The 25,596-nt window shown below is 61.6% G+C and carries 26 protein-coding genes; 12 read left to right on the top strand and 14 right to left on the bottom strand.

Features of this window, described 5'->3' with window-relative positions; all coding sequences use genetic code 11:
• The first annotated feature begins 51 nt into the window (after positions 1-51).
• On the top strand, positions 52-582 hold the full coding sequence (locus C9411_RS09100; protein ID WP_107226912.1) for a chorismate mutase: 531 nt from the start codon (positions 52-54) through the stop codon (positions 580-582).
• Positions 583-585: 3 nt separating this feature from the next.
• On the opposite strand, the gene C9411_RS09095 is transcribed toward C9411_RS09100, so the two are convergent.
• The 4 genes from C9411_RS09095 to hutC form a co-directional block, all read right to left on the bottom strand.
• Positions 586-2,121 (bottom strand): serine hydrolase, encoded by a 1,536-nt coding sequence (locus C9411_RS09095; protein WP_107226911.1) that lies wholly within the window; start codon positions 2,119-2,121, stop codon positions 586-588.
• A gap of 245 nt (positions 2,122-2,366) precedes the next feature.
• Positions 2,367-3,170 carry an N-formylglutamate deformylase gene (gene hutG, locus C9411_RS09090; RefSeq protein WP_063989637.1) on the bottom strand — a complete coding sequence of 268 codons (804 nt, stop codon included), beginning with the start codon at positions 3,168-3,170 and terminating at the stop codon, positions 2,367-2,369.
• The gene (hutI, locus tag C9411_RS09085) at positions 3,167-4,390 is read right to left on the bottom strand and encodes an imidazolonepropionase (protein ID WP_107226910.1); all 1,224 of its coding nucleotides are present in this window, start codon (positions 4,388-4,390) and stop codon (positions 3,167-3,169) included. Before hutI ends, hutG begins: the two co-directional genes overlap by 4 nt.
• A gap of 157 nt (positions 4,391-4,547) precedes the next feature.
• Complete coding sequence (gene hutC / locus C9411_RS09080) at positions 4,548-5,303, bottom strand: histidine utilization repressor (protein WP_063989639.1); 756 nt, start codon at positions 5,301-5,303, stop codon at positions 4,548-4,550.
• Positions 5,304-5,483: 180 nt separating this feature from the next.
• Here hutC and C9411_RS09075 point away from each other — a divergent pair, with 180 nt between their 5' ends.
• From C9411_RS09075 to C9411_RS09065, 3 genes are all read left to right on the top strand, one after another.
• Positions 5,484-6,854: a formimidoylglutamate deiminase gene (locus C9411_RS09075; protein ID WP_063989640.1), complete on the top strand. Its 1,371-nt coding sequence runs from the start codon at positions 5,484-5,486 to the stop codon at positions 6,852-6,854.
• Positions 6,854-7,417 carry a HutD family protein gene (locus tag C9411_RS09070; protein WP_107226909.1) on the top strand — a complete coding sequence of 188 codons (564 nt, stop codon included), beginning with the start codon at positions 6,854-6,856 and terminating at the stop codon, positions 7,415-7,417. Before C9411_RS09075 ends, C9411_RS09070 begins: the two co-directional genes overlap by 1 nt.
• A gap of 69 nt (positions 7,418-7,486) precedes the next feature.
• Positions 7,487-8,488: a LacI family DNA-binding transcriptional regulator gene (locus C9411_RS09065; RefSeq protein WP_063989642.1), complete on the top strand. Its 1,002-nt coding sequence runs from the start codon at positions 7,487-7,489 to the stop codon at positions 8,486-8,488.
• Positions 8,489-8,529: 41 nt separating this feature from the next.
• Here the strand turns inward: C9411_RS09065 and C9411_RS09060 are convergent, their stop codons facing one another.
• The 5 genes from C9411_RS09060 to C9411_RS09040 all read right to left on the bottom strand — a co-directional run bounded on the left by C9411_RS09060 (position 8,530) and on the right by C9411_RS09040 (position 13,959).
• Positions 8,530-9,972, bottom strand: coding sequence for a glycoside hydrolase family 32 protein (locus tag C9411_RS09060; RefSeq protein WP_107226908.1), 1,443 nt, complete (start codon positions 9,970-9,972; stop codon positions 8,530-8,532).
• A complete protein-coding gene (locus C9411_RS09055) occupies positions 9,969-11,228 on the bottom strand; it encodes an MFS transporter (protein WP_055312294.1) in 1,260 nt (419 codons plus the stop codon). The genes C9411_RS09060 and C9411_RS09055 overlap by 4 nt, the downstream gene beginning before the upstream one ends.
• Before the next feature lie 168 nt (positions 11,229-11,396).
• On the bottom strand, positions 11,397-12,701 hold the full coding sequence (locus C9411_RS09050; RefSeq protein ID WP_063989644.1) for an MFS transporter: 1,305 nt from the start codon (positions 12,699-12,701) through the stop codon (positions 11,397-11,399).
• A gap of 90 nt (positions 12,702-12,791) precedes the next feature.
• Positions 12,792-13,178 (bottom strand): GFA family protein, encoded by a 387-nt coding sequence (locus C9411_RS09045; protein WP_063989645.1) that lies wholly within the window; start codon positions 13,176-13,178, stop codon positions 12,792-12,794.
• An 82-nt stretch (positions 13,179-13,260) separates the two neighbouring features.
• The gene (locus C9411_RS09040; protein WP_063989646.1) at positions 13,261-13,959 is read right to left on the bottom strand and encodes a DAPG hydrolase family protein; all 699 of its coding nucleotides are present in this window, start codon (positions 13,957-13,959) and stop codon (positions 13,261-13,263) included.
• A 93-nt stretch (positions 13,960-14,052) separates the two neighbouring features.
• Between C9411_RS09040 and C9411_RS09035 the strand changes: the two genes are divergently transcribed.
• From C9411_RS09035 to C9411_RS09025, 3 genes are all read left to right on the top strand, one after another.
• On the top strand, positions 14,053-14,718 hold the full coding sequence (locus C9411_RS09035) for a TetR/AcrR family transcriptional regulator (protein ID WP_107226907.1): 666 nt from the start codon (positions 14,053-14,055) through the stop codon (positions 14,716-14,718).
• A 60-nt stretch (positions 14,719-14,778) separates the two neighbouring features.
• Positions 14,779-15,690, top strand: a complete 912-nt coding sequence (locus tag C9411_RS09030; RefSeq protein WP_107226906.1) for a LysR family transcriptional regulator — start codon at positions 14,779-14,781, stop codon at positions 15,688-15,690.
• 167 nt (positions 15,691-15,857) lie between these two features.
• Positions 15,858-16,880, top strand: a complete 1,023-nt coding sequence (locus tag C9411_RS09025) for an alcohol dehydrogenase catalytic domain-containing protein (RefSeq protein ID WP_107226999.1) — start codon at positions 15,858-15,860, stop codon at positions 16,878-16,880.
• Positions 16,881-16,944: 64 nt separating this feature from the next.
• On the opposite strand, the gene pckA is transcribed toward C9411_RS09025, so the two are convergent.
• Positions 16,945-18,564, bottom strand: a complete 1,620-nt coding sequence (pckA, locus tag C9411_RS09020; protein ID WP_107226905.1) for a phosphoenolpyruvate carboxykinase (ATP) — start codon at positions 18,562-18,564, stop codon at positions 16,945-16,947.
• A 432-nt stretch (positions 18,565-18,996) separates the two neighbouring features.
• On the opposite strand from pckA, the gene C9411_RS09015 reads away from it, so the two are divergent.
• Complete coding sequence (locus C9411_RS09015) at positions 18,997-20,340, top strand: 2-hydroxycarboxylate transporter family protein (protein ID WP_107226904.1); 1,344 nt, start codon at positions 18,997-18,999, stop codon at positions 20,338-20,340.
• A 332-nt stretch (positions 20,341-20,672) separates the two neighbouring features.
• On the top strand, positions 20,673-22,091 hold the full coding sequence (locus C9411_RS09005) for a serralysin family metalloprotease (protein WP_107226902.1): 1,419 nt from the start codon (positions 20,673-20,675) through the stop codon (positions 22,089-22,091).
• A gap of 146 nt (positions 22,092-22,237) precedes the next feature.
• Here the strand turns inward: C9411_RS09005 and C9411_RS09000 are convergent, their stop codons facing one another.
• Entirely contained in the window at positions 22,238-22,447 is a 210-nt protein-coding gene (locus C9411_RS09000) for a hypothetical protein (protein WP_004931526.1), read from the bottom strand.
• A gap of 157 nt (positions 22,448-22,604) precedes the next feature.
• Between C9411_RS09000 and C9411_RS25815 the strand changes: the two genes are divergently transcribed.
• Positions 22,605-22,757 (top strand): hypothetical protein, encoded by a 153-nt coding sequence (locus C9411_RS25815; protein WP_164070495.1) that lies wholly within the window; start codon positions 22,605-22,607, stop codon positions 22,755-22,757.
• A gap of 38 nt (positions 22,758-22,795) precedes the next feature.
• On the opposite strand, the gene yniD is transcribed toward C9411_RS25815, so the two are convergent.
• Entirely contained in the window at positions 22,796-22,888 is a 93-nt protein-coding gene (gene yniD / locus C9411_RS25980) for a small membrane protein YniD (RefSeq protein ID WP_016928013.1), read from the bottom strand.
• Between the two features lie 335 nt (positions 22,889-23,223).
• Between yniD and C9411_RS08995 the strand changes: the two genes are divergently transcribed.
• Complete coding sequence (locus C9411_RS08995) at positions 23,224-23,616, top strand: ASCH domain-containing protein (protein WP_049295454.1); 393 nt, start codon at positions 23,224-23,226, stop codon at positions 23,614-23,616.
• A gap of 4 nt (positions 23,617-23,620) precedes the next feature.
• Positions 23,621-24,220 carry a C39 family peptidase gene (locus C9411_RS08990; protein WP_107226901.1) on the top strand — a complete coding sequence of 200 codons (600 nt, stop codon included), beginning with the start codon at positions 23,621-23,623 and terminating at the stop codon, positions 24,218-24,220.
• 55 nt (positions 24,221-24,275) lie between these two features.
• Here the strand turns inward: C9411_RS08990 and C9411_RS08985 are convergent, their stop codons facing one another.
• Positions 24,276-24,515 carry a DUF1480 family protein gene (locus tag C9411_RS08985; protein WP_063989654.1) on the bottom strand — a complete coding sequence of 80 codons (240 nt, stop codon included), beginning with the start codon at positions 24,513-24,515 and terminating at the stop codon, positions 24,276-24,278.
• A gap of 135 nt (positions 24,516-24,650) precedes the next feature.
• A complete protein-coding gene (locus tag C9411_RS08980; RefSeq protein ID WP_063989655.1) occupies positions 24,651-25,583 on the bottom strand; it encodes a spore coat protein U domain-containing protein in 933 nt (310 codons plus the stop codon).
• Positions 25,584-25,596: the final 13 nt, after the last annotated feature.

The raw sequence follows: 25,596 nt of genomic DNA, 5'->3' as shown, positions 1-25,596 counted from the left end.
ACGTGGTGAACTTTGGGCCTTACGTTTTCACTGCATCATAAGGGAGGCGCCATGTTCAGGGCGTTATTGATAGCCTGCTGTTTGACCAGTTTTCCTGCGTTGGCCGACGGCGCCGCCGCCATCGGCGAACTGGTGAGCCAACGGCTGTCGTTGATGAAAGACGTTGCCGGTTACAAGGCGCAGCAGCATTTGCCGATCGAAGACCTGGCGCAGGAGGCGAAGGTGTTGGCCAGCGCGCAGGCGGAGGCGGGGCGTTTGGGGTTGGAGCCGGCGTCAGTGCGGCCTTTTATCGCCGCGCAGATGGACGCCGCCAAGGCGATTCAGTATCGCTATCGCGCTGACTGGCTGGCGAGCCCGGAAACCGGTTGGCAGCCTCGCCCGTTGGCGCAGGTGCGCCCGCAGATTGCGCGGTTGAGCAGTCAGATATTGCAACGTCTGGCGGAGCGGCTGCGTGCCGGCCCACTTGGCGAGGCGGATCGGGCGGCGTTTATGGCGTCCGTGGATCAGGTGAATCTCAGCGCCGCCGACAAACGGCGGCTGGCGGATGCGCTGCTGGCGGTCAAAACCGGCAGCGCAGGCTGAGCGTCAGTCGCGGCCGACGGTGCTGCGGCGGAAGGTCAGCATCCGGCTGCGGTTGGCGATGAGATCCACGTTGTAACCGCGGAAATAGAGGCAAAAGCGTTTTAACCACGGGCCGTCCTGGCACTCCACCAGCATGCGGCCCTGGCCGAGCGGGCTGAGCGTCCCGGTCTGCGCCGCCGGGCCGACGCCGATATGCACCCGATTGCCGCGAATTTCAAAGGCGGTGCGATAGTGCGGGTGATACCACAGCCCCTGCACATGCTTCAGGCAGTCGCCGTTGGCCGCGACCGGCAGAAAACGGCGCGCCACATGCCCGACTTCGCCCTCGACCGCTTCGCCGGTCCACTTCAATTTGATCGGCATATGGGCGGACAGCGACACCGCGTAGCCGTCCTCGCCCTGATACAGCGGTTCACCGCTGCCCAGATAAGCCAGGTTACCGTCTTTGACCTCCAGCCAGTGTGGCTCTGCCAGCGTGGCGTAAAGGCCGTCTGGGATCGCCGCACTGCGCTGTGGCAGGGGTTCGCCCAGCAGCGCCGCCATCACCTGCAAAGCCATACCGAAACTGTCGCAGTCTTCGCGGTTGGCCACCAGCGCGACGCCGACCTGGCGATCGGGCGCCAGCAGGAAATAGGTTTTGTAACCGGCGTGGGAACCGCCGTGCCCGAGCAAGCGGTGGTGGCCCAGCGGGGTTTGCGCCAGACCCAGGCCATAAGCGCTGAGCTGGCCCTGATTGAGGCGGCGCGGGGCGCCGAGTTGCGCCAGCACGCCCTGGCCGGGGCCCTCGTCGGCCAGCAGCGTTTGCAGCCAGCGGGTGAGGGCGTGAAGGCTGCCGGTCAGGCTGCCGGAGGCGGAAAGGTGCAGGCCGGCGCTGGCGTGTTGCCAGCCCTGCGGCGCACGCCAGTAACCCGGCACCAACCCCGGCACCACGTCGAACCAGCTTTCCGGCGCTTGCATCTGCACCTGCAGCGGCCGGGCGATGTGCCGTTGCACCAGTTGGTCGAAATCATACCCTTTGCCGTGCAGCGCGGCCTCCAGCAGCCGATAACCGGTATTGCTGTAGGCGATCTCGCTGCCGGCTTCGTAGTTCAACTTCTCCAGCCCTTCGATAAACTGCATCACCGGCTGCGCCTCGCTGACGGCGTGCAGCGAGATGCCGAGCAAACCGAGCGTCTCGCGCACGTCGGGCAGGCCGCCGGTCATGTCCAGCGCCTGGCCGACGGTGACGTCCGCCAGCGCAGGCTGCAGGGCGGGCAGCAGTTCGCCCAGGCGCTGATCGAGCTGAATGGCGCGGCCGGTGGCGTTCAGCGCCAGCGCGGCGAAGATATGTTTGGTCACGGAGGCGTAGCGCACCACGCTGTCGGCGGTGAAGGGGGTATTCTGCGCCAGATCGGCCAGGCCGGCGCAGGCGGTGGCGCGGAGTTGTTCGGCGTCAAACAGGGTGATGGCGCCGCCGGGTTCGCCACGCTGTTGCCAGCCGGCCAGCAATTGTTCGGCGAGGGCGCCGGCAGCGCGCCAGTTTAACGGTGTTACAGACATAGGGCCTCCAGAGTGATGGTTCGAAACGGGCCAGCTCGGCCACACGCCGCCCGGCGCTGACGATGAGCGCGGGCTTTTCGGCTGATTGTGGCGCAGTGCGTTTTTCGTCGGCCGCTGTTTTGTGCGCTGTTTAGACCAGTCAGTGAGGAATCACACGAAACTTTGATATAGCGCGCAGATTGCGGCTGACGTTGCGGTTAAAGGCAGGGAGAGAAACAGGCGCCGGGCGGCGCCTGCAGAGGGGATCAGTTGAGTCTGGCGGCGCCGTCCAACAGGCCTTCAATCATCTGCTTGAGCAGGCGCTGCAGCGAGGCGGCGCGCTGCGGTTCGAATGCGTAAGGATACTGTTCGGACATGTAGTTCACCTGCGCCAGCTCAAGCTGGATCGCATGCTGTTGCTGCTGCGGCTGCCCGTAGGCGCGGGTGATGTAGCCGCCCTTGAAACGGCCGTTCAGCACGTGGGTATACTGCTGTTGCTGCTCGCAGCAGGCGACCAGCCGATCGCTCAGCGCCTGGGCGCAGCTTTCACCACCGTTGGTGCCGAGGTTGAGATCCGGCAGTTGGCCGTCGAACAGACGCGGGATCACCGAGGCGATGGAGTGCGCGTCGAACAGCAGCGCATAGCCGTGCCGCGCTTTGAGGCGCGCCAGCTCGTCCTGCAACTGCTGATGATAAGGTTGCCAAATTTGCTGCAGATAGCCGGCGCGTTCTGCGTCCGTCGGCGCTTTGCCCGGCAGGAAGCTTGGGCGGCCGTCGAACAGCACGTCGGGATACAGGCCGGTGGTGGCGGTGGTGTACAGCGGCTTGTCGTCCGCCGGGCGGTTCAGATCGATGACGAAGCGCGAATAGTTGCCGACCAGCACGCTGGCGCCCATCGCCCGTGCGAAGTCGTACAGCTGCGGAATATGCCAGTCGGTATCGGGCAGCGGGCGGGCGTCGTCGGTCAGCCCGGCCTCGACCGCCGGCGTCAGTTGCGTGCCGGCGTGCGGGATGCTGATCAACAGCGGCAGGCTGCCGCTCTGGAAGCTAAAAGGATCGCGAATGGTCATTGACGTACTTCTCCTCGGAAAATCACCGTACAGGGCAGCTGACCGCCCAACCAATAAGCCAGTTCCGCCGGCCGCGACAGCGGCCAGTGAACGAAGTCCGCCACCTTGCCGGTTTCCAGCGTGCCGTGGCTGTGTTGCAGCCCCAGCGCTTTGGCGGCGTGGGTGGTAACGCCCGCCAACGCTTCTTCCGGCGTCAGGCGGAACAGCGTGCAGGCCATGTTGATCATCAGGCGCAGCGACAGCGCCGGCGAGGTGCCGGGGTTGGCGTCGCTGGCGATCGCCATCGCCACGCGGTGCGTGCGGAACAGCTCCACCGGCGGGCACTGGGTTTCGCGCAGCAGGTAATAGGCGCCGGGTAGCAGCACCGCAACGGTGCCGGCGTCGCCCATGGCGCGGGCATCTTGCTCGGTGGCGTATTCGAGATGGTCGGCGGAAAGCGCGTGATGTCGCGCCGCCAGCGTGCTGCCGCCGAGGGCGGAGAGTTGCTCGGCGTGCAGCTTGACCGGCAAACCGGCGGCTTCGGCGGCGGCGAAGACTCGCTCCACCTGCGCCGGTGAGAACGCCAGATGTTCGCAGAAGGCGTCAACCGCATCCGCCAGGCCGGCGGAGGCCGCCTGCGGGATGATGGTATCGCAGACCAGATTGATGTAGTCGTCGGCGCGGTTGGCGTATTCCGGCGGCAGCGCATGGGCCGCCAGACAGGTGGTTTTCACCTCGACCGGCAGCAGCTCGCCCAACTTGCGCGCCACCCGCAGCATCTTCAGTTCGCTCTCCGGGCTGAGGCCGTAACCGGATTTGATCTCCACGCAGGTGACGCCTTCCGCCAGCAGCGGCCGCAGGCGGAACAGCGCCTGCTCCAGCAGCAGCGCTTCGTCGGCCTCGCGGGTGGCTTTCACGGTGGAAATGATGCCGCCGCCCTGCGCGGCGATGTCGGCGTAGCTCACGCCGTTCAGCCGCTGTTCGAACTCGCCGCTGCGGTTGCCGCCAAACACCAGGTGCGTGTGGCAGTCAACAAAGCCGGGGGTGATGATGCCGCCGTCGAATTTCACCGTTTCGTCCGCGATCAGGCCGGGCGGCAGCGCCGCATGTTCGCCAATCCAGACGATCTTGCCGTCGCGCACGGCGATCGCGCCGTCGGTCAGGGTGTGATAGTTGCCGTCGCGCATGGTGACGATATCGGCGCCGTGCCACAGGCTGTCACAGTGAATCTCAGACGTCATTGCTTTCCTCCGCCGGAGCCGCAGCTCCCACATGGTTGTATATACAATTAAAAACAACCTAACGCATTCACCGGGATGTCACAAGAGGCGGGAGAGATTTTGTTATCAGGATGTGATCGACAGCGGAGATGCGGGCGCAGGGCGCGCCCGCCGGGGATCAGACTTCGCTGGTGAAGCGGCCGAACAGTTGATAACGGCTGCCGGGGTACAGCAGCCGGGCCGAGGTCACCACGGTTTTGCCGGACCAGGTGCGGCGATGGATCAGCAGACCGGGTTCGTGGTCTTCCAGCTGCAGCAGCTCGCGCTCGCGCCGAGTGGGGATCACCGCTTCGACGATGTGTTCGCCGGCGGTCAGCGGCGCAGCCTGCGTCAGATAGGTGTATGGCGTGACGCGATCGAAATCCTGCTTCAGGTAATCCGGCGCCACCAGCGGATTGACGCAGCGGTCTTCCACCTGCACCGGCACGTCATTTTCGTAATGCACGATCTGCGAGTAGAACAGCCGTTGGCCGGGGTGAATGCCCAGCGCCGTCGCCTCTTCCTCGCTGGCCGGGCGGGCCTTCAGCTCGAGGATCTTGCTGCTGTGGCGATGACCGCGCGCGGCGATCTCATCGGCGATATTGTGCACTTCCAGCAGCGCGGTATGCGCTTTGGCTTCGGCGACGAAGGTGCCGACGCCCTGCATGCGAATCAAAAAACCTTCGCTGGTCAGCTCGCGCAGTGCGCGGTTGATGGTCATGCGGCTGACGCCCAGTTCCGCCACCAGTTCACTTTCGGAGGGCACGCGCTGGTGCGGTTGCCAGTGCCCCGCACGAATTTGATTCACGATCGCCTGTTTGACCCGTTGGTAGATCGGGGCGGGGGCATCGCTCATTGCAGCCGCCAGTTGTAACACGGTCTGTTGTTCAGCCACGACGTTAACCTCGTCAAATAAAAAAATAATAACACCAGTTTACTGTTGATGTCGGCGTATGTATATGTATATACAACTAGTGGCCGTCGCGCCAGAAACTTGCCGGCGACCGCCAAAAATTCCTGAATGCGCGCCATCGCCGCGCCTCATTCGCCGTTACACCAACAGTGGAATACTGCCATGCCTGCTTATTTTGCCCCACGCGCTTTGCTCCCTGAGGGCTGGGCGCATAACGTCCGGCTGGACGTCGATGCGCAAGGTTATCTGACTCAAGTTACCGCCGACGCTGAACCGCAAGGCTGCATCCGGCTGCACGGCGACGCGGTGCCGGGCATGCCGAACCTGCATTCCCACGCTTTCCAGCGCGCGATGGCCGGGCTGGCGGAAGTGGCGGGCAACCCGCAGGACAGCTTCTGGACCTGGCGCGATCTGATGTACCGCCTGGTGCAGCGTCTGACGCCGGAGCAGGTGGAGGTGGTCGCCCGTCAACTGTATATCGAAATGCTCAAGGGCGGATACACCCAGGTGGCCGAATTCCATTACCTGCATCACGACACCGACGGTAAACCTTACGCCGATCGCGGTGAAATGACCGGCCGCCTCAGCGAGGCCGCGCATCAGGCAGGCATCGGCATGACGATGTTGCCGGTGCTGTACAGCTACGCCGGTTTCGGCGCACAGCCGGCACAGCCGGGGCAGAAGCGTTTTATCCAGGATACCGAAAGCTATCTGCACCAGCAGCAGGTGATTGCCCGCCAGCTGGCGGATCGTCCGTTGCAGAATCAGGGGCTGTGCTTCCATTCGCTGCGTGCGGTGGAGCTGGGCCAGATGCAGCAGATTTTGGCCGCGTCGGATCGTACCTTGCCGGTGCATATTCATATCGCCGAGCAGCAAAAAGAGGTGAACGACTGCCTGGCGTGGAGCGGGCAGCGCCCGGTGGCCTGGCTGTATGACCATCTGCCGGTTGATCAGCGCTGGTGTCTGGTGCATGCCACCCACCTGGATCGCGATGAGCTGGAAGCGCTGGCGCGCAGCCGCGCGGTGGCCGGCCTGTGCCTGACCACCGAAGCCAACCTCGGCGACGGCATTTTCCCCGGCGACGCTTACCTGCAGCAGCAGGGGCGCTGGGGCATCGGTTCCGATAGCCACGTTTCGCTCAACGTGGTGGAAGAGCTGCGCTGGTTCGAATACGGCCAGCGGCTGCGCGATCAGCGCCGCAACCGTCTGACGACGCCGGAACAGTCGGCGGTGGGCGATGTGCTGTACCTGCAGGCGCTGCAGGGCGGTGCGCAGGCGTGTGGCGCGCCGATCGGCCGGTTGCAGAGCGGCTATCGCGCCGACTGGCTGGTGCTGGACGGCGACGACCCGTATCTGGCGGCGGCGCCGGACGCCTCGATCCTCAACCGCTGGCTGTTCGCCGGCGGCAAAGAGCAAATTCGCGATGTGTTCGTCGGCGGGCGGCAGGTGATTGAGCAGGGGCGGCACGCGCTGCAGCAGCAGAGCAGCGCCGAGTTCCTGCAGGTGCTGAAAACCTTCCAGCAGGAGGCGTAATGAGCCTGACCCGTTTTGACTTCGCCGCGCTTCCGGTCAGCCCGTGGCGCAACGGCGGTGGGGAAACCCGTGAAATCGTCAGCTGGCCGCCGGGCGCGCAGGATTTTGACTGGCGCGCCAGCATCGCCACCATCGCGCAGGACGGGCCGTTTTCCGCCTTTGCGGGCATCGATCGTTCGATCACGCTGCTGGAAGGCGACGGCGTGCGGCTGTTCAGCGCCGGGCATATCGACCATCAATTGGCTCGCGTCGGGGAACCGTTCGCCTTTTCCGGCGACGTGGCGCTGGAAGCGACGCTGCTGGGCGGCGCCAGTCAGGATTTCAATATCATGACGCGCCGCGGCCGGCAGGCGGCCGAGGTGCGGTGCAGCACGGCGCCCGTCACCCTGCTGCCCAATCGGGCAGGCGTGCTGTATGTGCTGAGCGGAGTTTGGTCGCTGCCGGAGGGCGGCGAACTGCAGGCGCGCGAGGGCGTCTGGTGGGCGGCGCAGGCGGCGGGCGGCGAAGTGGCACCGCTGACGGCCGACGGCGCTCTCCTGTGGGCGAACATCACAGCCTGCTAATGCAGAGTAGAGTCCTGCGCCCGGTTATGGGATTATTCACTTTTCCCCATTAATCATAAAGAAGGGCGCATGGCTTCGCTGAAAGACGTCGCAAAACTTGCCGGAGTCTCGTTGATGACGGTGTCCCGCGCCATCAATGAACCCGGCAAGCTGCGGCCGGAAACCTACCGCCGCGTCAAACAGGCTATCGACCAGTTGGACTACGTGCCGGATCTGTCGGCGCGGCGTATTCGCGGTGACGGAAACCGCGTGCAGACACTCGGCGTGCTGGCACTGGACACTGCCACGACGCCGTTCTCGGTGGAAATGATCCTGTCGATTGAGAAAACCGCGCGCGAGCGAGGCTGGAACAGCTTCGTCGTCAACCTGTTCGCCGACGACAACGCCGAACAGACCGTCGATCTGCTGCTGGCGCATCGTCCGGATGGGGTGATCTTCACCACGATGGGGCTGCGCGAGGTGACATTGCCGGCCAAACTGCTGGACAAAAAGCTGGTGCTGGCCAACTGCGTCAGTCCGGCACATTCGATCGCCAGCTACATTCCTGATGACGAGCAAGGGCAGTATGACGCCACGCGCACGCTGATCGCCAAAGGCTATCGCGCGCCACTGTGCATTCATTTACCGGCGGATACGCTGGCGGCGGGCCTGCGCCGTCGCGGTCTGGAACGCGCCTGGCGTGAAGCGGGGCGCGATGTTGAACAACTGCGGCAGTATCATCTCGATCTGAGCGGCGGCGATCAAAGCTATCGCGACTGCGTCGCGCTGCTGGAGCGGCATTTCTCTGCAGGACGGCGTGATTGCGATGTCGTGGTGTGCGGAAACGATCGGATAGCCTTTCTGGTGTATCAGGTCTTGCTGGCGCAAGGATGGCGGATACCGCAACAGGTGGCGGTGCTGGGTTACGACAATATGGTCGGCACCGGTGAGCTGTTCCTGCCGGCATTGACGACGGTGCAGCTGCCGCATTACGAGCTGGGCCGCCTTGCGGCGCTGCATGTGATTGAGCAGCGGGAGCAGCGTGAGACGGTGAAAGTGCCTTGCCCGCTATTGGAGCGTGGTTCGCTGTAAGCGCACCGGGTGCGTTGCTGCGCGCCCGGTGCTCATGCCCATTATCCCCAGAGGCTTGCCAACCGCCATCCCGTGATGGGCTCAAACTGTGACCGGCCGCCTTCGGCGAACAGGCTGAGGCGGCGATCGCCCTCCGTCGGATAAATTCGGCTGGTCAGGCAGGCCTGCCCCTGATTGACGAAGATCTCCAGCGATGAGCGATCAATGAAGATCCGTAGCGACAGGCTGTCACCTTCTGGCAGCGGCACGCTGCGGCAGGTGCACAGGGCGGGGTTTTCATGAAAACGTTCCAGCACCAGCCGGTGCGCCTGATTGTCGACGAACAGCCGCGCCGCACTCCCGATGGCCAGCCCGTAGCGCTCGGCGTCGTTGTCGGCCGGTCTCAACGTCAGGGTGAGTTCCTGCACGTCGTCCGCCAGCGGCAGATGCTGATTGGTCAGCGTCTGTGCCAAAAAGGTGTGCGATTCTCGGCGCAGCGCCGTCAGTTCACGCGCCGGGTTCATGCGGACGCTGCCGTCGGCGGCCAGCGTCAGCTCACGCGGCAGGGTGAGGGCGCCGGCCCAGCGGTGCGCTTTGCTGGGCATTGGGGATTCCCACATATCCATCCAGGCAAACAGCAGCCGACGGCCGTCGGCGGCGGTGAAGGTCTGCGGCGCATAGAAATCGTGGCCGGCATCCAGCTCACAGAAGGGTTGGGTCACCCTAAAGTCGCTGTCAGGCCGCCAGTGGCCGAGCAGATAGCCGCTCTGGAAGCGATTGCGGTAGCGGTAGCCCTGTGCCGCCAGCCCCTGCGGTGAGAACAACAACAGGTGTTGTTCCCCCAGCGGGAAGAAATCCGGGCATTCCCACATATACCCTTGATGCGCCGCCTGCGCGCCGGCCAGCACCCGATCGAAGCGCCAGGCGCGCAGATCTGCAGAACGGTACAGGCGCACCTGGCCCAGGCCGTTTTCTTTGGCACCGACCACCAGCCACCATTCGCCGTTCTCGCGCCAGACTTTCGGATCGCGGAAATGCTGAATGCCGTCCGGCGCGGCCAGCACCGGCCCGTGCTTGACGAAGCGTATGCCGTCTTCGCTGGTGGCCAGACATTGCACTTCCCGCACCTGGCTGTCGTCGCCGGGCTCGCCCAGCCACACGTGGCCGGTGTAAATCAGCGTCAGCACGCCGTTGTCATCCACGGCGCAGCCGGAAAAGCAACCGTCTTTGTCATAGGGCGCATCGGGCGCCAGGGCGATGGGCTGGTGCTGCCAGCGGATCAGATCGCGGCTGGTCGCGTGTCCCCAGTGCATGGGGCCCCAGTGCTCGCTGTAGGGGTGATGCTGGAAGAAGGCATGATAGACGCCGTCAATACAGATCAGGCCGTTGGGATCGTTGATCCAGCCGGCGGGCGGCGCGAGATGGAACAGCGGGTAGTAATCGTCTCGGCGCTCTGCGCGCAGGGCTTCGACCGCATGGTCGGCTCGAGCTAAGGCAGTGTTCATTGGACAGACTCACTTGATTTAATGGCGGATTGAAAGGGGGTTGCGCTGGCGGAACGTTCGCCGCGCAGCAGGAAACAGGAGACAAGCGTCGTGGCGGCGACCGCGCACCCCATCAGCAGATAGGTGTCGGCAAAGCCGATGCGGTCATAACCGTAGCCCGCCAGCGGCGACAGGAAGCTGGCCATCACCTGGGTGATGAACTGAAAGCCCACCAGGTAAAGCGTTGAGGAGAGGCGACTGTCGAAGCGGCTGGCGATGTATTTGAAGATAGCGATCAGCAGGATCGGCAACTCTACGGCGTGCAGCAGTTTCATGGCGGAGATCATCAATGCGCCGCTGACCAAGCCTGAGCCGAACATGCGCAGCGCCATCACGCCACCGGCCAGCAGCAACCCCTGTTTGGCGCCGATGCGGTTCACCAGCAGCGGTGCCAGGAACATGCCGCCGGCTTCGAGGAAGACCTGCAGCGAGTTGAGGAAGCCGTACATCTCGTTGCCCTGTTCGCGAGAAGCGAACTGCGAGGCGAAGTAGACCGAAAATTGCTGATCGAACACGTTGTACACGCTGATACCGAGCACAAACACCACCAGCGCCCAAAAGCCTGGCATACGCAGCAGCGCCAGCGCGTCCTGCAGCCGCAGATTTTCCGGTTTGCCGAACGCCAGGCCGGCCATGGCGTTCGGCTTCAGCTCGCGCACCTGACTGAGCAGCAACAGGAATACCACGGCGGCGGCGGAGGCCAGCCAGAAATTGATGTTCGGATCGATATTGAAGATAAAACCGGCCAAAAAGGTGGCGCTGGCCCAGCCGAGCGATCCCCACATGCGGGCGCGGCCGAATTCGAAACCGCTGATGCGGCTGACTCGCTCGGTATAAGATTCCAGCGCGCCGATGCCGGCGAAGAAGGTGGCGCCGATAAATACGCCGCCGACCAGCGCACCGAGCGGCAGGCTGCTCGCCAGCAGCGGGGCGTAAACGTAGATAAAGAACGGGCCGGTCAGCAGCAGCATCACGCCGAGAAACTGCAGCAGGTGCTTGCGCAGCCCAAGTTTGTCCTGAATAAACCCGTACAGCGGCTGGGCGCACAGCGCTACCAACGAGATAGCGGAGAAGATCAGGCCAGTCTCGGCGCCTTTCAGGCCGATTTTCTGATTCAGCCACAGCGAGATCAGTGAAAAGCTGGAAGACCAGGTGAAGAAAAAGAAGAACAGCAGGCCGCTGAGCAGCACGTAATATTTTTTAGTTTCGCGGTTCATGGGTAGGGCCCCGGTGAGTGAAGTTAGTTCTATTGTTAACGTTAACTCACGAGGGGGTGAAGCTAGCAGATATCACGCGTGCGATGTTAATCACAAAAGTTAACGTTAACATTTGTGCCTTGTGATCAAAGTCACGCGTTGGTAAGGGGGCGATGCGCCCCCGGAGGATTAACGTTCGTTCAGCGAGCGCAGATGGTCGTCGCGGCGCAGCGTCATCAGCGCAAACAGGCTGACCACCGAGGTGGCGACCACGTAGTAGGCGGGAATGTCGATATTACCGGTCTGTTTGATGAGGCCGGTGATAATCAGCCCGGCCGAGCCGGAAAATACCGCATTGGACAGCGAATAAGCCAGCCCCAAGCCGGTATAGCGCACCCGGGTCGGGAACATCTCCGCCAGCATCGCCGGGCCGGGACCGGCCAGCAGGCCGACCACGGCACCGGCGATCATGACCGCCAGCCCTTTGGCCCACAGTGAACTCTGCGCATCCTGCAACAGGTGCAGCAGTGGGAAGGTGAACAGGATCACCGCCGCCACCGCCGTCAGCATCACCGTTTTACGCCCCAGTTTGTCGCTGATGATGCCCGCCGGCAGAATGGTCAGGGCGAAGCCGACGTTGGCCAACACCGTCGCCACCAGCGCCTGCTGGAAGGTGGCGTGCAATGAGGTTTGCAAATAGGAAGGCATCACCACCAGGAAGGTATAGCCGGCGGCCGACCAGCCCATCATGCGGCCGATGCCGATCAGAATGGTTTTCGCCACGCCGCTCAATCTCGCCTCCTGCGGTATGGCGCTGTGCTCCGCGACGCGCTGCGCCTGGGTAAACGTGGGCGTTTCCTCGAGTTTGAGCCGCAACCACAGCGCCACGGCGCCCATCGGCAGCGCCAGCAGGAAGGGAATGCGCCAGCCCCAGTCATGCAGTTGCTGCGCGCTCAGCAGCGCGGCCAGCAGCGCCACCAGTCCAGCCCCGGCCAGCAGGCCGAGCGCGACGGTCAGCGATTGCCAGGCGCCGAACAGCCCGCGCTTGCCCTTCGGAGCGAACTCGGTCATCAGCGACACGGCGCCGCCGAATTCGCCGCCAGCGAACAGCCCCTGAAACATGCGCAGCAGCGTCAGCAGCAGCGGGGCGGCGACGCCGATCGAGGCATAGGTCGGCATAACGCCGATCAGCGCGGTGGCCAGCGTCATCAATAGCAGAACCGCAATCAGCGTCGGGCGACGGCCGATGCGATCGCCGATGCGGCCGAAGATCACCGCACCGATCGGACGACAGAAAAACGCCAGCGCGAAGGCGGCGTAGGTGAGGATCAGGCTGGTGATTTCGTTTTCACCCTGCAGCGTGAAAAAATTGGCGGCGATAACGGTGGCCAAGAACCCGTACACCCCGAACTCATACCATTCGATAAAGTTGCCAACCGAGCCGGCCAGCAACGCCTGACGCGAGCGGCGCGCGTCGAGAGTCTGTTGATTCATCCCCGTTCCCATACTTTTGAATTATTGTCCGTCAGTTCTAAATTTATACGACAAAACAATCAATTGATTTCAGCGGGAACTGTGAGGCGCTCAGCGCATGCCGTCGATACGCCACCATTCGGGGCAAACATCGGCGAACGCATGTGAGGTCGGGCGCAGCTCCGGCAGGTCGGCGCGATCGAAGCTGCCGGTGGCCAGCGCCACCGTCGGTTCGTCGTCGATCGCCCCCAGCGTGCTGCCGCAGCGCGGACAAAAGGCGCGGCTGGAATAGGGCGATGAGCGGTACAGGGCCGGTATGCCGCCCAGACCGTTCCACTCGACGGCCTGACGCGGAAATTCGACCCAGCAGAGCGTCGGTGCGCCGGAGTGGCGGCGGCAAAAATCGCAGGAACAGCTGTGCGGATTGCCAGGCAGGCCGCGTGCCTGAAAGCGAATATGCCCGCACAGGCAGCCGCCGCTATAGCAGGGGTTTTCCATGAGTTCTCCGTCATAAACGCGGGAATGGCGATGAAAATCACTATAGCGGCATCGCGAAAAAATAACAGGCCCCGCTGGCGGCTTACCAGAGCAACGGCGCAGGTTCGCGACCGTTTTCGGCGTAGTACAGCGACGGCAGGAACTGCGCCAGATAGCTGAACTCGTTGTAGCAGTGGCGCATCAGGTTAAAGCCGATGTCATCTGGCAGCTCGTCGTGGGCGTTGGCGCAGGCTTTACCCAGCAGGAAGCGGCTGCGCAGCACGCAACCATAGGGCGTGTCGCGCACCAGGTGCAGCATCTCGCCGTCGCAGGGATCGCCGTTGTCATCCAGCGCCACCTGGTCGCCGAAGCCGATGCGCGCGCAAACGGCGGCGGAGAGCGCCTGCGCGTCGCGCGCCTGGCGCAGCGGCTGCGGCGCGAAGAAGTCCTCGGCGGCGTGAAACTTGAGGCGCGCCGCGACCGGCGGCAGCTCCGCCAGCCATTCGACCGCTTCGATGCTGGCGCCGATGTAGCTTTCCCCCTTTTTCCAGTGGCGATCCCAGCCACGGTGTTCGACGTGATCGTGCGGGTGCCACCAGTTGATGTGCTGAGTCGTCTCGAAGAAGGTGAACCACCAGTCCAGCATGCGCCCTTTGCAGCCGTGCAGATCGGTACGAACCGCCACGGTCAGCAGGCCGTCGGCGCTGCGGCTCAGCCCCATCTCCAGCCGTAGCGGTTCTGGCCTGAGCAACTCGTTGATATCGTTGACGCCCCACGGCGCCAGCAGGGAAGGATGTGTCATAATGGGTTCCTGTTTAATTTTGGAAACGAATTTTGTTTCCAAAATAAGGCTATGCCGCTATGCTGAGTCTGTCAACGCTTGTGAGGAATAAATATGGCGAACCCGAATGAAGAACCGCTGCGCGCGCGCGGCCGGCCGGCCACACCGGAAACGGCGCTGCGCGCGGCGCTGGTCCAGGCGACGTTGGCGCTGCTGCTCGACGGCGGCTATGCCGCAGCAACGGTGGATGCGGTGGCGAAACGCGCCGGGGTGGCTAAAAAAACCCTGTATCGCTTTGCCGCCAACCGTGATGAGCTGGTAGCGCAGGCGGTAAGCGGCTGGACCGAGGCGTTTCAGCCGGCCTTCGCCCAGGATGCCGGGCAGCGGGCGGCGGTGGCGCCACTGTTGGAAAAAGGGCTGAAGGCCATCGCGCAGCAGGTACTGAGCGCCGAAGCGGTGGGCATGTTTCGGCTGCTGCAAAGCGAGTTTCCGGGGCGCGAGGGGCTGCTGGACAGCTATCAGCGCAACGGCATTCAGCGCGGCCGGGCGACGGTAGCGGACTGGCTGCAGCGCCAGCGGCAGTGCGGGTGGCTGCGTGAGCGAGACTGGGCGCAAACCAGCGATCTCTTGTTGGCGATGACCATCGCCGAACCGCTGCGGCAGATGACGCTGGGGCTGTTGCCGCCGGGCAGCGCGATCGACGAGCGCATCGCGGCGGCGGTGGCGCTGGTCATGCCGGGTTTGCTGCTCGGGGAAAACGTGGATTGCGCCGCATTGTGAGCCGCATTCATCTGTGGCATGTTGATTGTTCAATTTATGTCACTATTTTGCGATGCCCCCATGAATGCTGCTTACCCGTTCAAACAGGGCGATCTGTTCGCCTTGACCGTTTTTCTGGCCGTCGCCACCCATCGCAGCTTTCACGCGGCGGCGGTGGAACTGGAAGTGACGCCGTCGGCGGTCAGCCACTCGATAAAGGCTCTGGAGCGACGGCTCGGCGTCAGGCTGCTCAACCGCACCACGCGGAGCGTGGCGCCGACCGAAGCAGGTAAGCGCCTGGCGGAACAGCTGCGTCCGGCGCTGTCGTCCATTTCGCAAGCGTTGCACGAAGTGGATGAATGGCGCGCCACGCCCAGCGGCACGGTGCGCATCAATGCCAGCGAAGGCGCGGTCAGGCTGGTGTTGCGTCCGTTGCTGGCCGGTTTCCTGCGCGAACACCCCCATATCCATCTGGACATCGTCTGCGACGGGAAGCTGAGCGATATCGTTGCCGAGGGGTTTGATGCCGGCATCCGGCTGGCGGAAGCCGTGCCTCAGGACATGATCGCGATGCGCGTCAGCCCGCCTGTGCGTTTCGTCGTCATTGCCGCGCCTGGCTATTTTGCTGCCCGCGGCCGCCCGGCAACGCCACAGGATCTGCTGCACCATAACTGCATCCGCTTTCGCTTCGACAGCGGCACGATTTACCGCTGGGAATTCGAACGCGATGGTGTGAGCGAGTCGATCGGCGTGACCGGCTCGCTCACGCTGACCGATCAGCCTCTGATGGTGGACGCCGCCATTGACGGTATCGGTATTGCTTTCGTGCCTGAACATTTGGCGCTTGAAGCGCTGCACGACGGGCGCCTGGAGCGTGCGCTGGACGCATGGTGTCCGGCTTATCCGGGATTGTGCCTCTACTACTCCGGCCATCGCCACGTTTCGGGCGCGCTGAAGGCGTTGATCGGGTATTTGCGCGCGGCGCAGTCCTGATGCGTGCGCGTTCTGCTTTTGGCTGCGCCTATTAGTGAGCCGTATTCATCTCTACAGTGAGGTTTGCCTGCATTGTTGTGGCGTAGAGCCTGCCTTACGCTCATGAGGAGACGCCGGGCAATCGCCGGGCGCCACAATGCAGCGAGGCGTTGATGATGGAAAAGAAGATGAAAGCGGTGGTTATGACCGGCGCCAACCGGCCCTGGGAAGTTAAGCTGGTGCCGATGCCCCGTGCGGAGCCGGGTCAGGTTCTGGTCAAAGTGCACGCCTCGGGCATGTGCTATACCGACGTATGGGCGACGCAAGGATATGGCGGCGATATTTACCCGCAAACGCCCGGTCATGAAGTGGTAGGGGAAGTGGTTGAGGTGGGCGCCGGCGTGCATACGCGGCAGATTGGCGATCGCGTCGGCACCACCTGGGTACAATCGTCCTGCGGCCGTTGCCCGTATTGCCGCGAGAGCCGGCCGCTGACCGGGCAAACGGCGATGAACTGCCCGGCACCGCGCACCACCGGTTTTTCTGCCCAGGGCGGTCACGCCGAATATATCGCCATCGCCGCCGAAGGCACGGTGTTATTGCCGGATGGGTTGTCCTACATCGATGCCGCACCGATGATGTGCGCAGGCTATACCACCTGGAGCGGGCTGCGTGATGCTGCGCCACAACCGCATGAAACGGTCGCGGTGTTGGGCATCGGCGGGCTGGGACATGTCGCGTTGCAGCTCTCCAAAGCCTGTGGTTTCGACACGGTGGCGATCACCCATTCACCGGACAAACATGCGCTGGCGAAGCAACTGGGCGCCGATCGCATCTTCGTTTCCGGCCAGGCGCTTCGGGAGAGCGGCGGCGCGGACATCCTGCTGGTGACCACCAATGACTTTGACTCCGCACAGGAGGCGATGAGTGGCTTGCGGGTCGATGGTCGCGTCGTGTTGTGCGGGCTGGATTTCAGCAAACCGTTCGCGATCTCTTCCGAAGGTGTGCCGTTCCATATGATGCGTCAGCGGGTGATCGGCTCCACCCATGGCGGGCAGCAATACCTGAGTGAAGTGCTGAACCTGGCGGCGAAAGGCAAAGTGAAGCCGATGGTCGAGACTTTCACGCTGGATCAAGCCACGGAGGCTTATGAGCGGCTCGCTTCTGGCAACATGCGCTTTCGCGGCGTTTTCGTGCCGTCGGCGGCGTGAGGCAAGGGCCGAGGGTTCGGCCCTTGCAGAGAGGTATGAAGGGCGCCGCGGCGCCCTGATTGTTTTACAGTTTAGGCCCGGCGTTCACCAGTTTTTCACCCGCCGGGGTGACGGTATATTTGGCGAAGTTATCGATAAAGCGCTGCGCCAGATCCTGCGCCTTCTCCTGCCACAGCGATTCGTCGGCGTAAGTTTTGCGCGGATCGAGAATCGACGGATCGACGCCCGGCAGCGCGGTCGGCACGTCTAGCCCGAAGATTGGCAGCGTGAAGGTCTCGGCCTGCTCAATGTCGCCATTCAGAATGGCATCGATAATGCCGCGCGTATCCTTGATCGAAATACGTTTGCCGCTGCCGTTCCAGCCGGTGTTGACCAGGTAAGCCTGGGCGCCGGCGGCCTCCATGCGTTTCACCAGCACTTCGGCGTACTGCGTCGGATGCAGCGTCAGGAACGCGGCGCCGAAGCAGGCGGAGAAGGTCGGCGTCGGCGCGGTGATGCCGCGCTCGGTGCCGGCCAGCTTGGCGGTGAAGCCGGACAGGAAGTGGTACTGGGTCTGCTCAGGCGTCAGGCGCGATACCGGCGGCAGTACGCCGAAGGCATCGGCGGTCAGGAAGATGATCTTGCGCGCATGGCCGGCTTTGGACACCGGTTTGACGATGTTCTCGATGTGATAAATCGGGTAGGAGACGCGGGTGTTCTCGGTTTTGCTGGCGTCGTCGAAGTCGATGCTGCCGTCGGCCAGCACGGTGACGTTTTCCAGCAGCGCATCGCGGCGGATTGCCTGATAGATTTCCGGCTCCGCCTGCGGCGACAGCTTGATGGTCTTGGCGTAGCAGCCGCCTTCGAAGTTGAACACGCCATCGTCGTCCCAGCCGTGCTCGTCATCGCCGATCAGCTGGCGCTTCGGATCGGTGGAGAGGGTGGTTTTGCCGGTGCCGGACAGGCCGAAGAACACCGCCACGTCGCCTTGCTCGCCGACGTTGGCCGAGCAGTGCATCGAGGCGATGCCCTTCAGCGGCAGCAGATAGTTCATGACCGAGAACAGGCCTTTCTTCATCTCGCCGCCGTACCAGGTGCCGCCGATCAGCTGCATGCGTTCCGTCAGGTTGAAGGCGACGAAGTTCTCCGAATGCAGCCCTTGCTGTTGCCAGTCCGGGTTGGTGCATTTGGCGCCGTTCATTACCACGAAGTCCGGCTCAAAGTCCGCCAGCTCGGCGTCGCTCGGGCGAATAAACATGTTTTTCACGAAGTGCGCCTGCCAGGCCACCTCGGTGATGAAGCGCACTTTCAGGCGCGTGTCGGCGTTGGCGCCGCAGAACGCGTCCACCACGAACAGACGTTTGCCGGAGAGCTGGTTGCCCACCAACGTTTTCAGATGCTGCCAGACTTCCGGGGAGAGCGGCTGGTTGTCGTTTTTGCCGGTGCCGTTGTCCGACCACCAGACGGTATCGCGCGTGGTGTCGTCGCGCACGATGTATTTGTCCTTCGGCGAACGGCCGGTGAATTCACCGGTCGCGACGTTGACCGCGCCCAGTTGGGTGAGGGTGCCGCGTTCCAGCGGCGGCAGGTCGGCGCGGGTCTCTTCGGCGAACAGCAATTCATAGCTGGGGTTATAGACGATATCGGCGGCCTGATGGATGCCGTAGCGAGCGAGAGTTTGTGGGGTAACAGCGCGTGAAGACATATTCTACTTCCTTATGAGTCATATTATGCCTCTTTCCCGTGCGGTGCCGCGCGCAGGATTAAGGTTCGGATCAAGCTGACCGGATTCAGCTAATGCGTTTCCGGTTCTTTATTAATAAAACAGGGGGCTTTTTCGCCCTCCTATAGCATAGCAGCGAATTTAAACCCGATTACTTTAATTACAAAATGCTGACGATAATTAATTAAAACTAACCTTGGCGGAGGCTCACAATATTGAATTGCGCCGGTGTAATTTAGTTTTGCATTTTTATTTTTTATCATATTGTCAGGGCTGTCTACTGTTTTATTTCTTATTAGAAAAAGCGAAATCCACAATAGGATTTTTCGTAATCATTTGTTTTTGCTTGGCTATGGCAAGGTTGTTGCGCCAGGTGAATCTAACCGTACTGTACGCTTGTCAGCAGGGTGAATAATGAAACAGATAAATGCAGAACTGGCCTGTGATAAAAATACGGCATCGTCCGAATCCTCAGGATTAATTAATCAACTTCGTCAAATAGATATCGGTGCGGTGCCGATCGCGTTGTTTATCACGATTTGCGCGATCGTGGCGATTTCCGCCTATGCCAACTTCCTGCCGAAGAATATGATCGGCGGCCTGGCGGTGATAATGACGCTGGGCTTTGCGCTGGCGCAGTTGGGAAAAAGCATTCCCGTGCTGTGCGATATCGGCGGGCCGGCCATTCTGTGTTTGATGGTGCCGTCGGTGCTGGTCTATTTCAATGTCTTCCAGCCCAACGTCATGGGCACGGTTCATTTGCTGATGAAAGACGCCAACCTGTTGTATTTCGTCATCGCCAGTCTGGTGGTCGGCAGCATTCTCGGCATGAACCGGGTGATCCTGATCCAGGGGATGATTCGCATGTTCGTGCCCTTGGTGGTCGGTACGGTGACGGCGGTGATCACCGGGTTGCTGGTGGGCAAGCTGTTCGGTTTTACCTTCTATCACACCTTCTTCTTCATCATCGTGCCGATTATCGGCGGCGGCATCGGCGAGGGGATTTTACCGCTGTCGCTGGCCTATTCGGCGATCCTGGGAGCGACGCCGGACGTCTACGTCGCGCAGCTGGCGCCGGCGGCGGTGCTGGGCAATATCTTCGCCATCGTGACCGCCGGGGTGCTGGCGCGCATCGGCATGCAGCGCAAGGCGCTGAGCGGCGACGGCATGCTGATCCGCTCGGCGCAGGAGAACGCGATGTTCGCCATCAAGGAGCAAAGCGGCAACGTCGATTTCCAACTGATGGGCGGCGGGCTGCTGGTGATCTGCGCCTTCTTTATCGTCGGCGGCCTGTTCGAACACATCGTGCATATTCCCGGCCCGGTGCTGATGATCCTGTTTGCGGTTCTGTGCAAGTACTGCCGGGTGATCCCGGCCTCGATGGAAACCGGCGCGCACAGTTTCTACAAGTTCGTCTCCACCGCGCTGGTGTGGCCGCTGATGATCGGTCTGGGCATGCTGTACGTGCCGCTGGAAAGCGTGGTGGCGGTGTTTTCGGTCGGTTATGTGGTGGTCTGCGGCTCGGTGGTGCTGTCGATGGGGCTGGTCAGTTTCCTGATTGCGCCTTACCTGAAGATGTTCCCGGTGGAAGCGGCGATCGTCACCTGTTGTCACAGTGGCCTGGGCGGCACCGGTGACGTGGCGATCCTGTCGGCGTCGAACCGCATGGGGCTGATGCCGTTCGCCCAAATCGCCACGCGCATCGGCGGCGCTTCCACGGTCATCGGCGCGACGCTGCTGCTCGGTTGGTTAGTCTGAGTCCAGAATTTCTTATGGATAGCCGGGGTTGGATTGCCCCGGTTTTTTTATGCGTTTTTTCCGCTTATCGTGATAATGCTGATGATTACCTTGAAAATCATTCGTATGGCGCAAATGCATAGTCGTACTTTATCTAAGAAAATTCTGTACTCGGCGAAAATGTGTCTATTCTTTTCTCTTAAGGGATTATCGTTCTCATTCCGAGTGCCGAGGGAAGGCGCCACCGCATTACCGATATCCCCGTATTGATTCAACACCGGGCCGCTGCCGTTCAGGCAATCCGCCAGTTGGGGCATCCCCCCGATTGAATTGACGAATATGGAGATAAGGTTATGTCATCAAGCAATGCTTCCGTTAAGGCCGAAGGCGTATTAGCCCTGCTGGGCGCTTATAAACCCAATGAAGACGACACCATTACCGTGCTTCACCCGTCGAAAACGTTCGAAAACGCCGGCCTGGAGCTGGTGCGCGGCGATCGCAGTTGGCACGATAAGGGTGTGACCGACACGCCGGTCTCCCTGACCTTCAGCTTCTGGGAACAGGCGCCGAGCAACATGTCGAGCATGGGCATCAGCGGCTTCAGCAGCTTTAACGCCGAACAGCGCGAGCAGGCCAAACTGTCGTTACAGTCATGGTCCGACGTGGCCAATATCACCTTTACCGAAACCAGCAACACCGCCGCCGCCAATATCAAATTCGGCCTGTTCGACTACAGCTCGCGCGGCTCCTATGCTTTTGCGTATAACCCGGACACCTCGCCTTCGGTTGCCGGGCAAACCTGGTATAACGCCAAGAACCACACCTTCGTCAACAACCAGATCCATGAGAATGAGTACGGTCGCCAGACCTTCACCCATGAAATCGGTCATGCGCTGGGGCTGCAGCATCCGGGCGACTATAACGCCGCGCCGGGCGTCAGTATCACCTACGGCAAGGATGCGACCTATTTCGAGGACAGCCGCGCCCACAGCGTGATGAGCTATTTCAGCGAAAGCAACACCGGGCAGGACTTTAAAGGCGCTTACTCTTCCGGGCCGCTGCTCAACGACATCACGGCGATCCAGCACTTCTACGGCGCCAACATGAATACCCGCACCGGCGATACGATCTACGGTTTCAATTCCAATACCGATCGCGACTTCCTCACCGCCACCGGCGCGCAGGACAAGATTGTCTTCACCGCCTGGGATGCCGGCGGTAACGACACCTTCGACTTCTCCGGCTTCAGCCAGAATCAGCGCATCAACCTGAATGAAAAAGCGTTCTCGGACGTTGGCGGCCTGAAAGGCAACGTGTCTATCGCCGCGGGCGTGACGATTGAAAACGCCATCGGCGGATCGGGCAACGATGTGCTGGTGGGCAACGCCGCCGATAACGTGCTCAAGGGCGGCGCGGGCGATGATGTGCTGTACGGTGGTAAAGGGGCGGATCAGCTGTGGGGCGGCACCGGCAAGGACACCTTCGTCTATTTCGCGGCGGATGAGTCGACGGCGGCGGCGCCGGATTGGATCCGCGACTTCGTGCGCGGTGAAGACAAGATTGATCTGACGCTGTTCAACACCGGCAGCGCCGACGGCATTCGCTTCGTCGATCAGTTCAGCGGCAAGGCGGGTGAAGCGATGCTGAGCTATGACGCGCAAAATCACGTGAGCGACGTGGCGATCAATCTGGGCGGCGCCTTTGGCGGCAGCGATTTTCTGGTGAAAGTGGTGGGGCAGCCGCTGGATGCCGGCGATTTCGCGCTGGCGTAATGCAGGCAACAAAAATAGGGCGTTTGGGGTAAAAACCCGACAATTCCTATTAATTACGTCATATTAGCGTGACATAGTAGCGCGCAGAAGGCCGGGCTTGCATACCTCGGGCTTCTGTCGGATCGCCAACCTTTTCGGTTGGCGATTCATTTTCCGCCTTTCAGCATGTTGATGGCGGCGCCGAGCAGGATGCGCCGTTCGATATCGTTGCTGTCCGCCAACTGCCGCGCCAGATGTTTTTCCAGCGTTTCCACAGACAGCGCTTCGCCACGATGGCGCAGCTGCATCACGCCGTCGCCGATCAGGCGTGCGACCTCATCCCATACGGGTTTAATCTCCTGTTCCGAGAACGTCATGGCCTACCTCGGCTGGTTGATTTTTGCCCAATGTAGCAGCTGAACTGCGGCTTCGCTACCGGCTGCCCAAAACAGGAAGCATAAAAAACAAGCCATCAGTATTTCTTCTGGTTTTTACGCTCAATACTTGCAGTGTCGAAAAGCAGGAGAAAACATCATGAACTGGGTCGAAACCTTGGCGGAGTACTACCGCCTGAGCCGCACGGGTGAAACGCAGCATTGGCTGTGCCGCCGCTGGTTACCGCAGGGGGAGGCGCGTTTGGCCTATTTGCGGGAGTTGTTGGAGCCGACCGCGCCGCGGCGGCGGTGAACAGGGCGCCGGCGCTTGGCCGGCGTCGTTTCGCGAGATTAACCGAAGGCGATCGCCGCCCAACGCAACAGCAGCAACGCCAGGCAGATCAGCAGCAGCACCACCACCATTTTACTGAGTTTGTTGCCCATGCGTTTTGTTGCCACGTTGCCCCCTTAACTGAAGTACCACCCGCCGACGAGGGCGATGAGGAAAAGCGTCACCAGGGCAACGCCGTTGAGTAAATCGCTGAAGGTATCGTCAGCATCGATGTCGTTTTGCCGCATGTTGCCGCCTGGCGGTTGCCATTGGGTGAATAATGTCCACAGTATGCGCCCGGCAGCGCGGCCGGCACAGCGAAGAACGGTAAAAACGCGTAAAGGCGGCGGTGGCCAAACGCGCAGTCGCGCTTGCGACGGATGCAGACGGCCGGCAATACGTTGTACTATCCTGTCTGCATTGATGCATTTTTCCTAAAGGTATAATCATGGCGACGGCAATTCCACAGAAATACGAACACCTTGAGCGCTGGGCGTTCGGCGATACCGAGCAGCAGGCCGATGAAGTGGTGCAATTGATCCTCAATGGCACCAAAACGGCCACCTGTTCCAACCTGGACGGCGAAGGGATCCCGCAGGCCGGCGATCTGTTCCTGGTGGTGGACGGTAAAGGTGAACCGGTCTGCGCGGTTGAACTGACCGCGGTGGAAATGAAAACTTACGATCAGGTCGATGAAGCGCACGCCTTTGCCGAAGGCGAAGGCGATCGTTCGCTGGCGCATTGGCGCAAAGAGCTGCAGCGCTTCTTCGAAGAGTATGACCTGTTTTCGCCGGACATGACGCTGGTGCTGATGAATTTCAACGTCGTCGACAAGTTCTAAACGGATGCGCGCCGTTCCCTACGAATGCCAGTGGGCAAGCCCGGAGCTGGCCGCCGATCTGATCGCCGGCCGCGCGACGCTGGCGCAAGACGAGAATTGGGCGCGCAGCGGCGCCCGCGATCGGGCGGAGTACGCCGAGTGGGCCAACCACGTGTGCGGCATGGCCTGCCTGAAAATGGTGCTGAGCCACCGCGACGGCGAAGCGCCGCCGCTGCTGGAGCTGGCGCGGCGCAGCCTGCCTTACGGCGCCTATGTGCGCGAGGGGGAGCGAATCAAAGGGCTGATTTACGCGCCGTTCGTCGAGTACGTGCGCGAACAATTTGCGCTGCAAGCGGAGGTGAAGGTGGGGCTGGAGGCCGCTGACGTGCCGGCGCTGCTCAGCGAATACCGTTACTTTATCGCCTCGGTGCATCCCTCCATTCGCCGGCCCGAGAGCCTGCCGCCGCAGCGGGGTGGGCATCTGGTGCTGATCACCGCCGCCGATGCGCACAGCGTGACCTTCCACAACCCTTCGGGCGACAGCCCTGCGACGCGCGAACGGGTACAGTTGCCGCTCAGCCGCTTCGCCCCTTTCTTTGCCGGCCGCGGTATCGCCATCGCATAAAAAAACGCGCTGTTTCCGATGAAAACAGCGCGTCGTCAGCAGTTCTGTTGCATTTTCATGCCAGCCGCATCACCCAGGCGTCCGACTGCCGGTCGTAGTGCTGCTTGTACAGCAGCGACTGCTTGCCGTCGAGGATCGCCGGAATACTGGTGTGTTCATCCCAGCCGTCCAGCTGCATGCACAGATCCGGATCGGACTTGCAGGGAATGCTCAGGGTGCCGGCACGATCGGCGCCGGCGTGAAGATGCGCGTCATCGACCTCGAAGCTGCCAATTTTTACGACGGTTTTGCTCATGGGAACTCCTTGCTCAATGGTGTGGTAGGAGGTTAGACCAGTAAGGTCATCGGTATGAGCATAGCCAAATGAGCAAAAAATGCCACATAAAAATTACATTTTGGAAACAATTTCCACGGCGACAAAACACAACGCCTAGTACTCCACCACAAAACTGAGGTTGTCTTGATAGCTGCCGACCGCCACTTCCGTCTGCGCCGCATTGACCGCCGCCTTATACGGGATGCTTTGCGCCAGCCCGGTGCCGGCGCCGCTCTGTTTGTTGGTGCTATCCCAAACGGTCGTCGTATTAGGCAAGTAAATCTGGTACTGCATGAAATTGCTGGTGCCGCTTTTCATCCGCCGCCACCCGGTGACGGGGTTATTGCCGTTGGTGAAATAGGTGTTGTATCCCTCGGTTTTGGTGCAGGTCAGGGTGATGCTCTGATTGACAGGATTGAACTGCCCGACCAACGCCATGCTGCCAAAGTTGACGTTGGGGGCGGTGCCGATCAGGCAGTCTTTGGTGATCGCCACGGTGACGGTGACGGTGCTGGCCTGGTTGACACCGTCCCACCAGATGCACAGCCCGATCAGACCCAGGCCACAGATATGGTAGTTCCAGATCAGGTTGATGCTGTCGGTATAGGTGCCTGCGCGCACGTTGGCGCCGGCGGTGGTTTTGATATACAGCGGAAAGTTGACGTTGGAGGAAATCAGGATCAGCGACAGCAGGTTCAGCGAGCTGTAGTCGATGGTTTGGCCGATGCTGTAGGGATATTGGTAGTTGGCGTCGGGGTAGATCAGGTAAGCGATTTTATCGCCGGAACCGTCGGTGTTGGCGACCGCCATATTGTTGGTGGTGGAGGCGATCTTGACCGTAACGGTGTTTTGCGTGAGCAAACTGAGCCCGAGGCCGGTGCAGTTGAGACCGGCAGTGCCCTGGGCGTTAATCTGCCCGTTGTAGACCACGAAAGAGCTGCTCCCCGGTAAGGTGACGGTGCCGTTGGTGGTGGCGCAGTCAGCGAATGCGCGCTGACAGATCAGCAGCAAGAGGGTTAACAATAAGGCTTTCAATCCCCGAAACATAATGACTCTCCGT

The sequence above is a fragment of the Serratia sp. Nf2 genome (genome assembly GCF_003028435.1).
Taxonomy (GTDB): Bacteria; Pseudomonadota; Gammaproteobacteria; order Enterobacterales; family Enterobacteriaceae; genus Serratia; species Serratia marcescens_L.
The sequence above is the reverse complement of the archived record's forward strand: the minus strand, read 5'-3'. Positions and strand labels throughout refer to the sequence as shown.

What these genes read in the sequence shown, in the direction of transcription:
- C9411_RS09095 (WP_107226911.1), bottom strand. Translation starts at nt 2,121, where the DNA reads ATGTCTGTAACACCGTTAAACTGGCGCGCTGCCGGCGCCCTCGCCGAA.
- pckA (WP_107226905.1), bottom strand. Translation starts at nt 18,564, where the DNA reads ATGTCTTCACGCGCTGTTACCCCACAAACTCTCGCTCGCTACGGCATC.
- C9411_RS08995 (WP_049295454.1), top strand. Translation starts at nt 23,224, where the DNA reads ATGGCGACGGCAATTCCACAGAAATACGAACACCTTGAGCGCTGGGCG.
- hutI (WP_107226910.1), bottom strand. Translation starts at nt 4,390, where the DNA reads ATGACGTCTGAGATTCACTGTGACAGCCTGTGGCACGGCGCCGATATC.
- C9411_RS08980 (WP_063989655.1), bottom strand. Translation starts at nt 25,583, where the DNA reads ATGTTTCGGGGATTGAAAGCCTTATTGTTAACCCTCTTGCTGCTGATC.
- C9411_RS25815 (WP_164070495.1), top strand. Translation starts at nt 22,605, where the DNA reads ATGAACTGGGTCGAAACCTTGGCGGAGTACTACCGCCTGAGCCGCACG.
- C9411_RS09015 (WP_107226904.1), top strand. Translation starts at nt 18,997, where the DNA reads ATGAAACAGATAAATGCAGAACTGGCCTGTGATAAAAATACGGCATCG.
- C9411_RS09100 (WP_107226912.1), top strand. Translation starts at nt 52, where the DNA reads ATGTTCAGGGCGTTATTGATAGCCTGCTGTTTGACCAGTTTTCCTGCG.
- C9411_RS09075 (WP_063989640.1), top strand. Translation starts at nt 5,484, where the DNA reads ATGCCTGCTTATTTTGCCCCACGCGCTTTGCTCCCTGAGGGCTGGGCG.
- C9411_RS08985 (WP_063989654.1), bottom strand. Translation starts at nt 24,515, where the DNA reads ATGAGCAAAACCGTCGTAAAAATTGGCAGCTTCGAGGTCGATGACGCG.
- C9411_RS09040 (WP_063989646.1), bottom strand. Translation starts at nt 13,959, where the DNA reads ATGACACATCCTTCCCTGCTGGCGCCGTGGGGCGTCAACGATATCAAC.
- C9411_RS09005 (WP_107226902.1), top strand. Translation starts at nt 20,673, where the DNA reads ATGTCATCAAGCAATGCTTCCGTTAAGGCCGAAGGCGTATTAGCCCTG.
- hutG (WP_063989637.1), bottom strand. Translation starts at nt 3,170, where the DNA reads ATGACCATTCGCGATCCTTTTAGCTTCCAGAGCGGCAGCCTGCCGCTG.
- C9411_RS09045 (WP_063989645.1), bottom strand. Translation starts at nt 13,178, where the DNA reads ATGGAAAACCCCTGCTATAGCGGCGGCTGCCTGTGCGGGCATATTCGC.
- C9411_RS09050 (WP_063989644.1), bottom strand. Translation starts at nt 12,701, where the DNA reads ATGAATCAACAGACTCTCGACGCGCGCCGCTCGCGTCAGGCGTTGCTG.
- yniD (WP_016928013.1), bottom strand. Translation starts at nt 22,888, where the DNA reads ATGGGCAACAAACTCAGTAAAATGGTGGTGGTGCTGCTGCTGATCTGC.
- C9411_RS09055 (WP_055312294.1), bottom strand. Translation starts at nt 11,228, where the DNA reads ATGAACCGCGAAACTAAAAAATATTACGTGCTGCTCAGCGGCCTGCTG.
- C9411_RS09060 (WP_107226908.1), bottom strand. Translation starts at nt 9,972, where the DNA reads ATGAACACTGCCTTAGCTCGAGCCGACCATGCGGTCGAAGCCCTGCGC.
- C9411_RS09025 (WP_107226999.1), top strand. Translation starts at nt 15,858, where the DNA reads ATGAAAGCGGTGGTTATGACCGGCGCCAACCGGCCCTGGGAAGTTAAG.
- C9411_RS09000 (WP_004931526.1), bottom strand. Translation starts at nt 22,447, where the DNA reads ATGACGTTCTCGGAACAGGAGATTAAACCCGTATGGGATGAGGTCGCA.
- C9411_RS09070 (WP_107226909.1), top strand. Translation starts at nt 6,854, where the DNA reads ATGAGCCTGACCCGTTTTGACTTCGCCGCGCTTCCGGTCAGCCCGTGG.
- C9411_RS09035 (WP_107226907.1), top strand. Translation starts at nt 14,053, where the DNA reads ATGGCGAACCCGAATGAAGAACCGCTGCGCGCGCGCGGCCGGCCGGCC.
- C9411_RS09030 (WP_107226906.1), top strand. Translation starts at nt 14,779, where the DNA reads ATGAATGCTGCTTACCCGTTCAAACAGGGCGATCTGTTCGCCTTGACC.
- C9411_RS08990 (WP_107226901.1), top strand. Translation starts at nt 23,621, where the DNA reads ATGCGCGCCGTTCCCTACGAATGCCAGTGGGCAAGCCCGGAGCTGGCC.
- C9411_RS09065 (WP_063989642.1), top strand. Translation starts at nt 7,487, where the DNA reads ATGGCTTCGCTGAAAGACGTCGCAAAACTTGCCGGAGTCTCGTTGATG.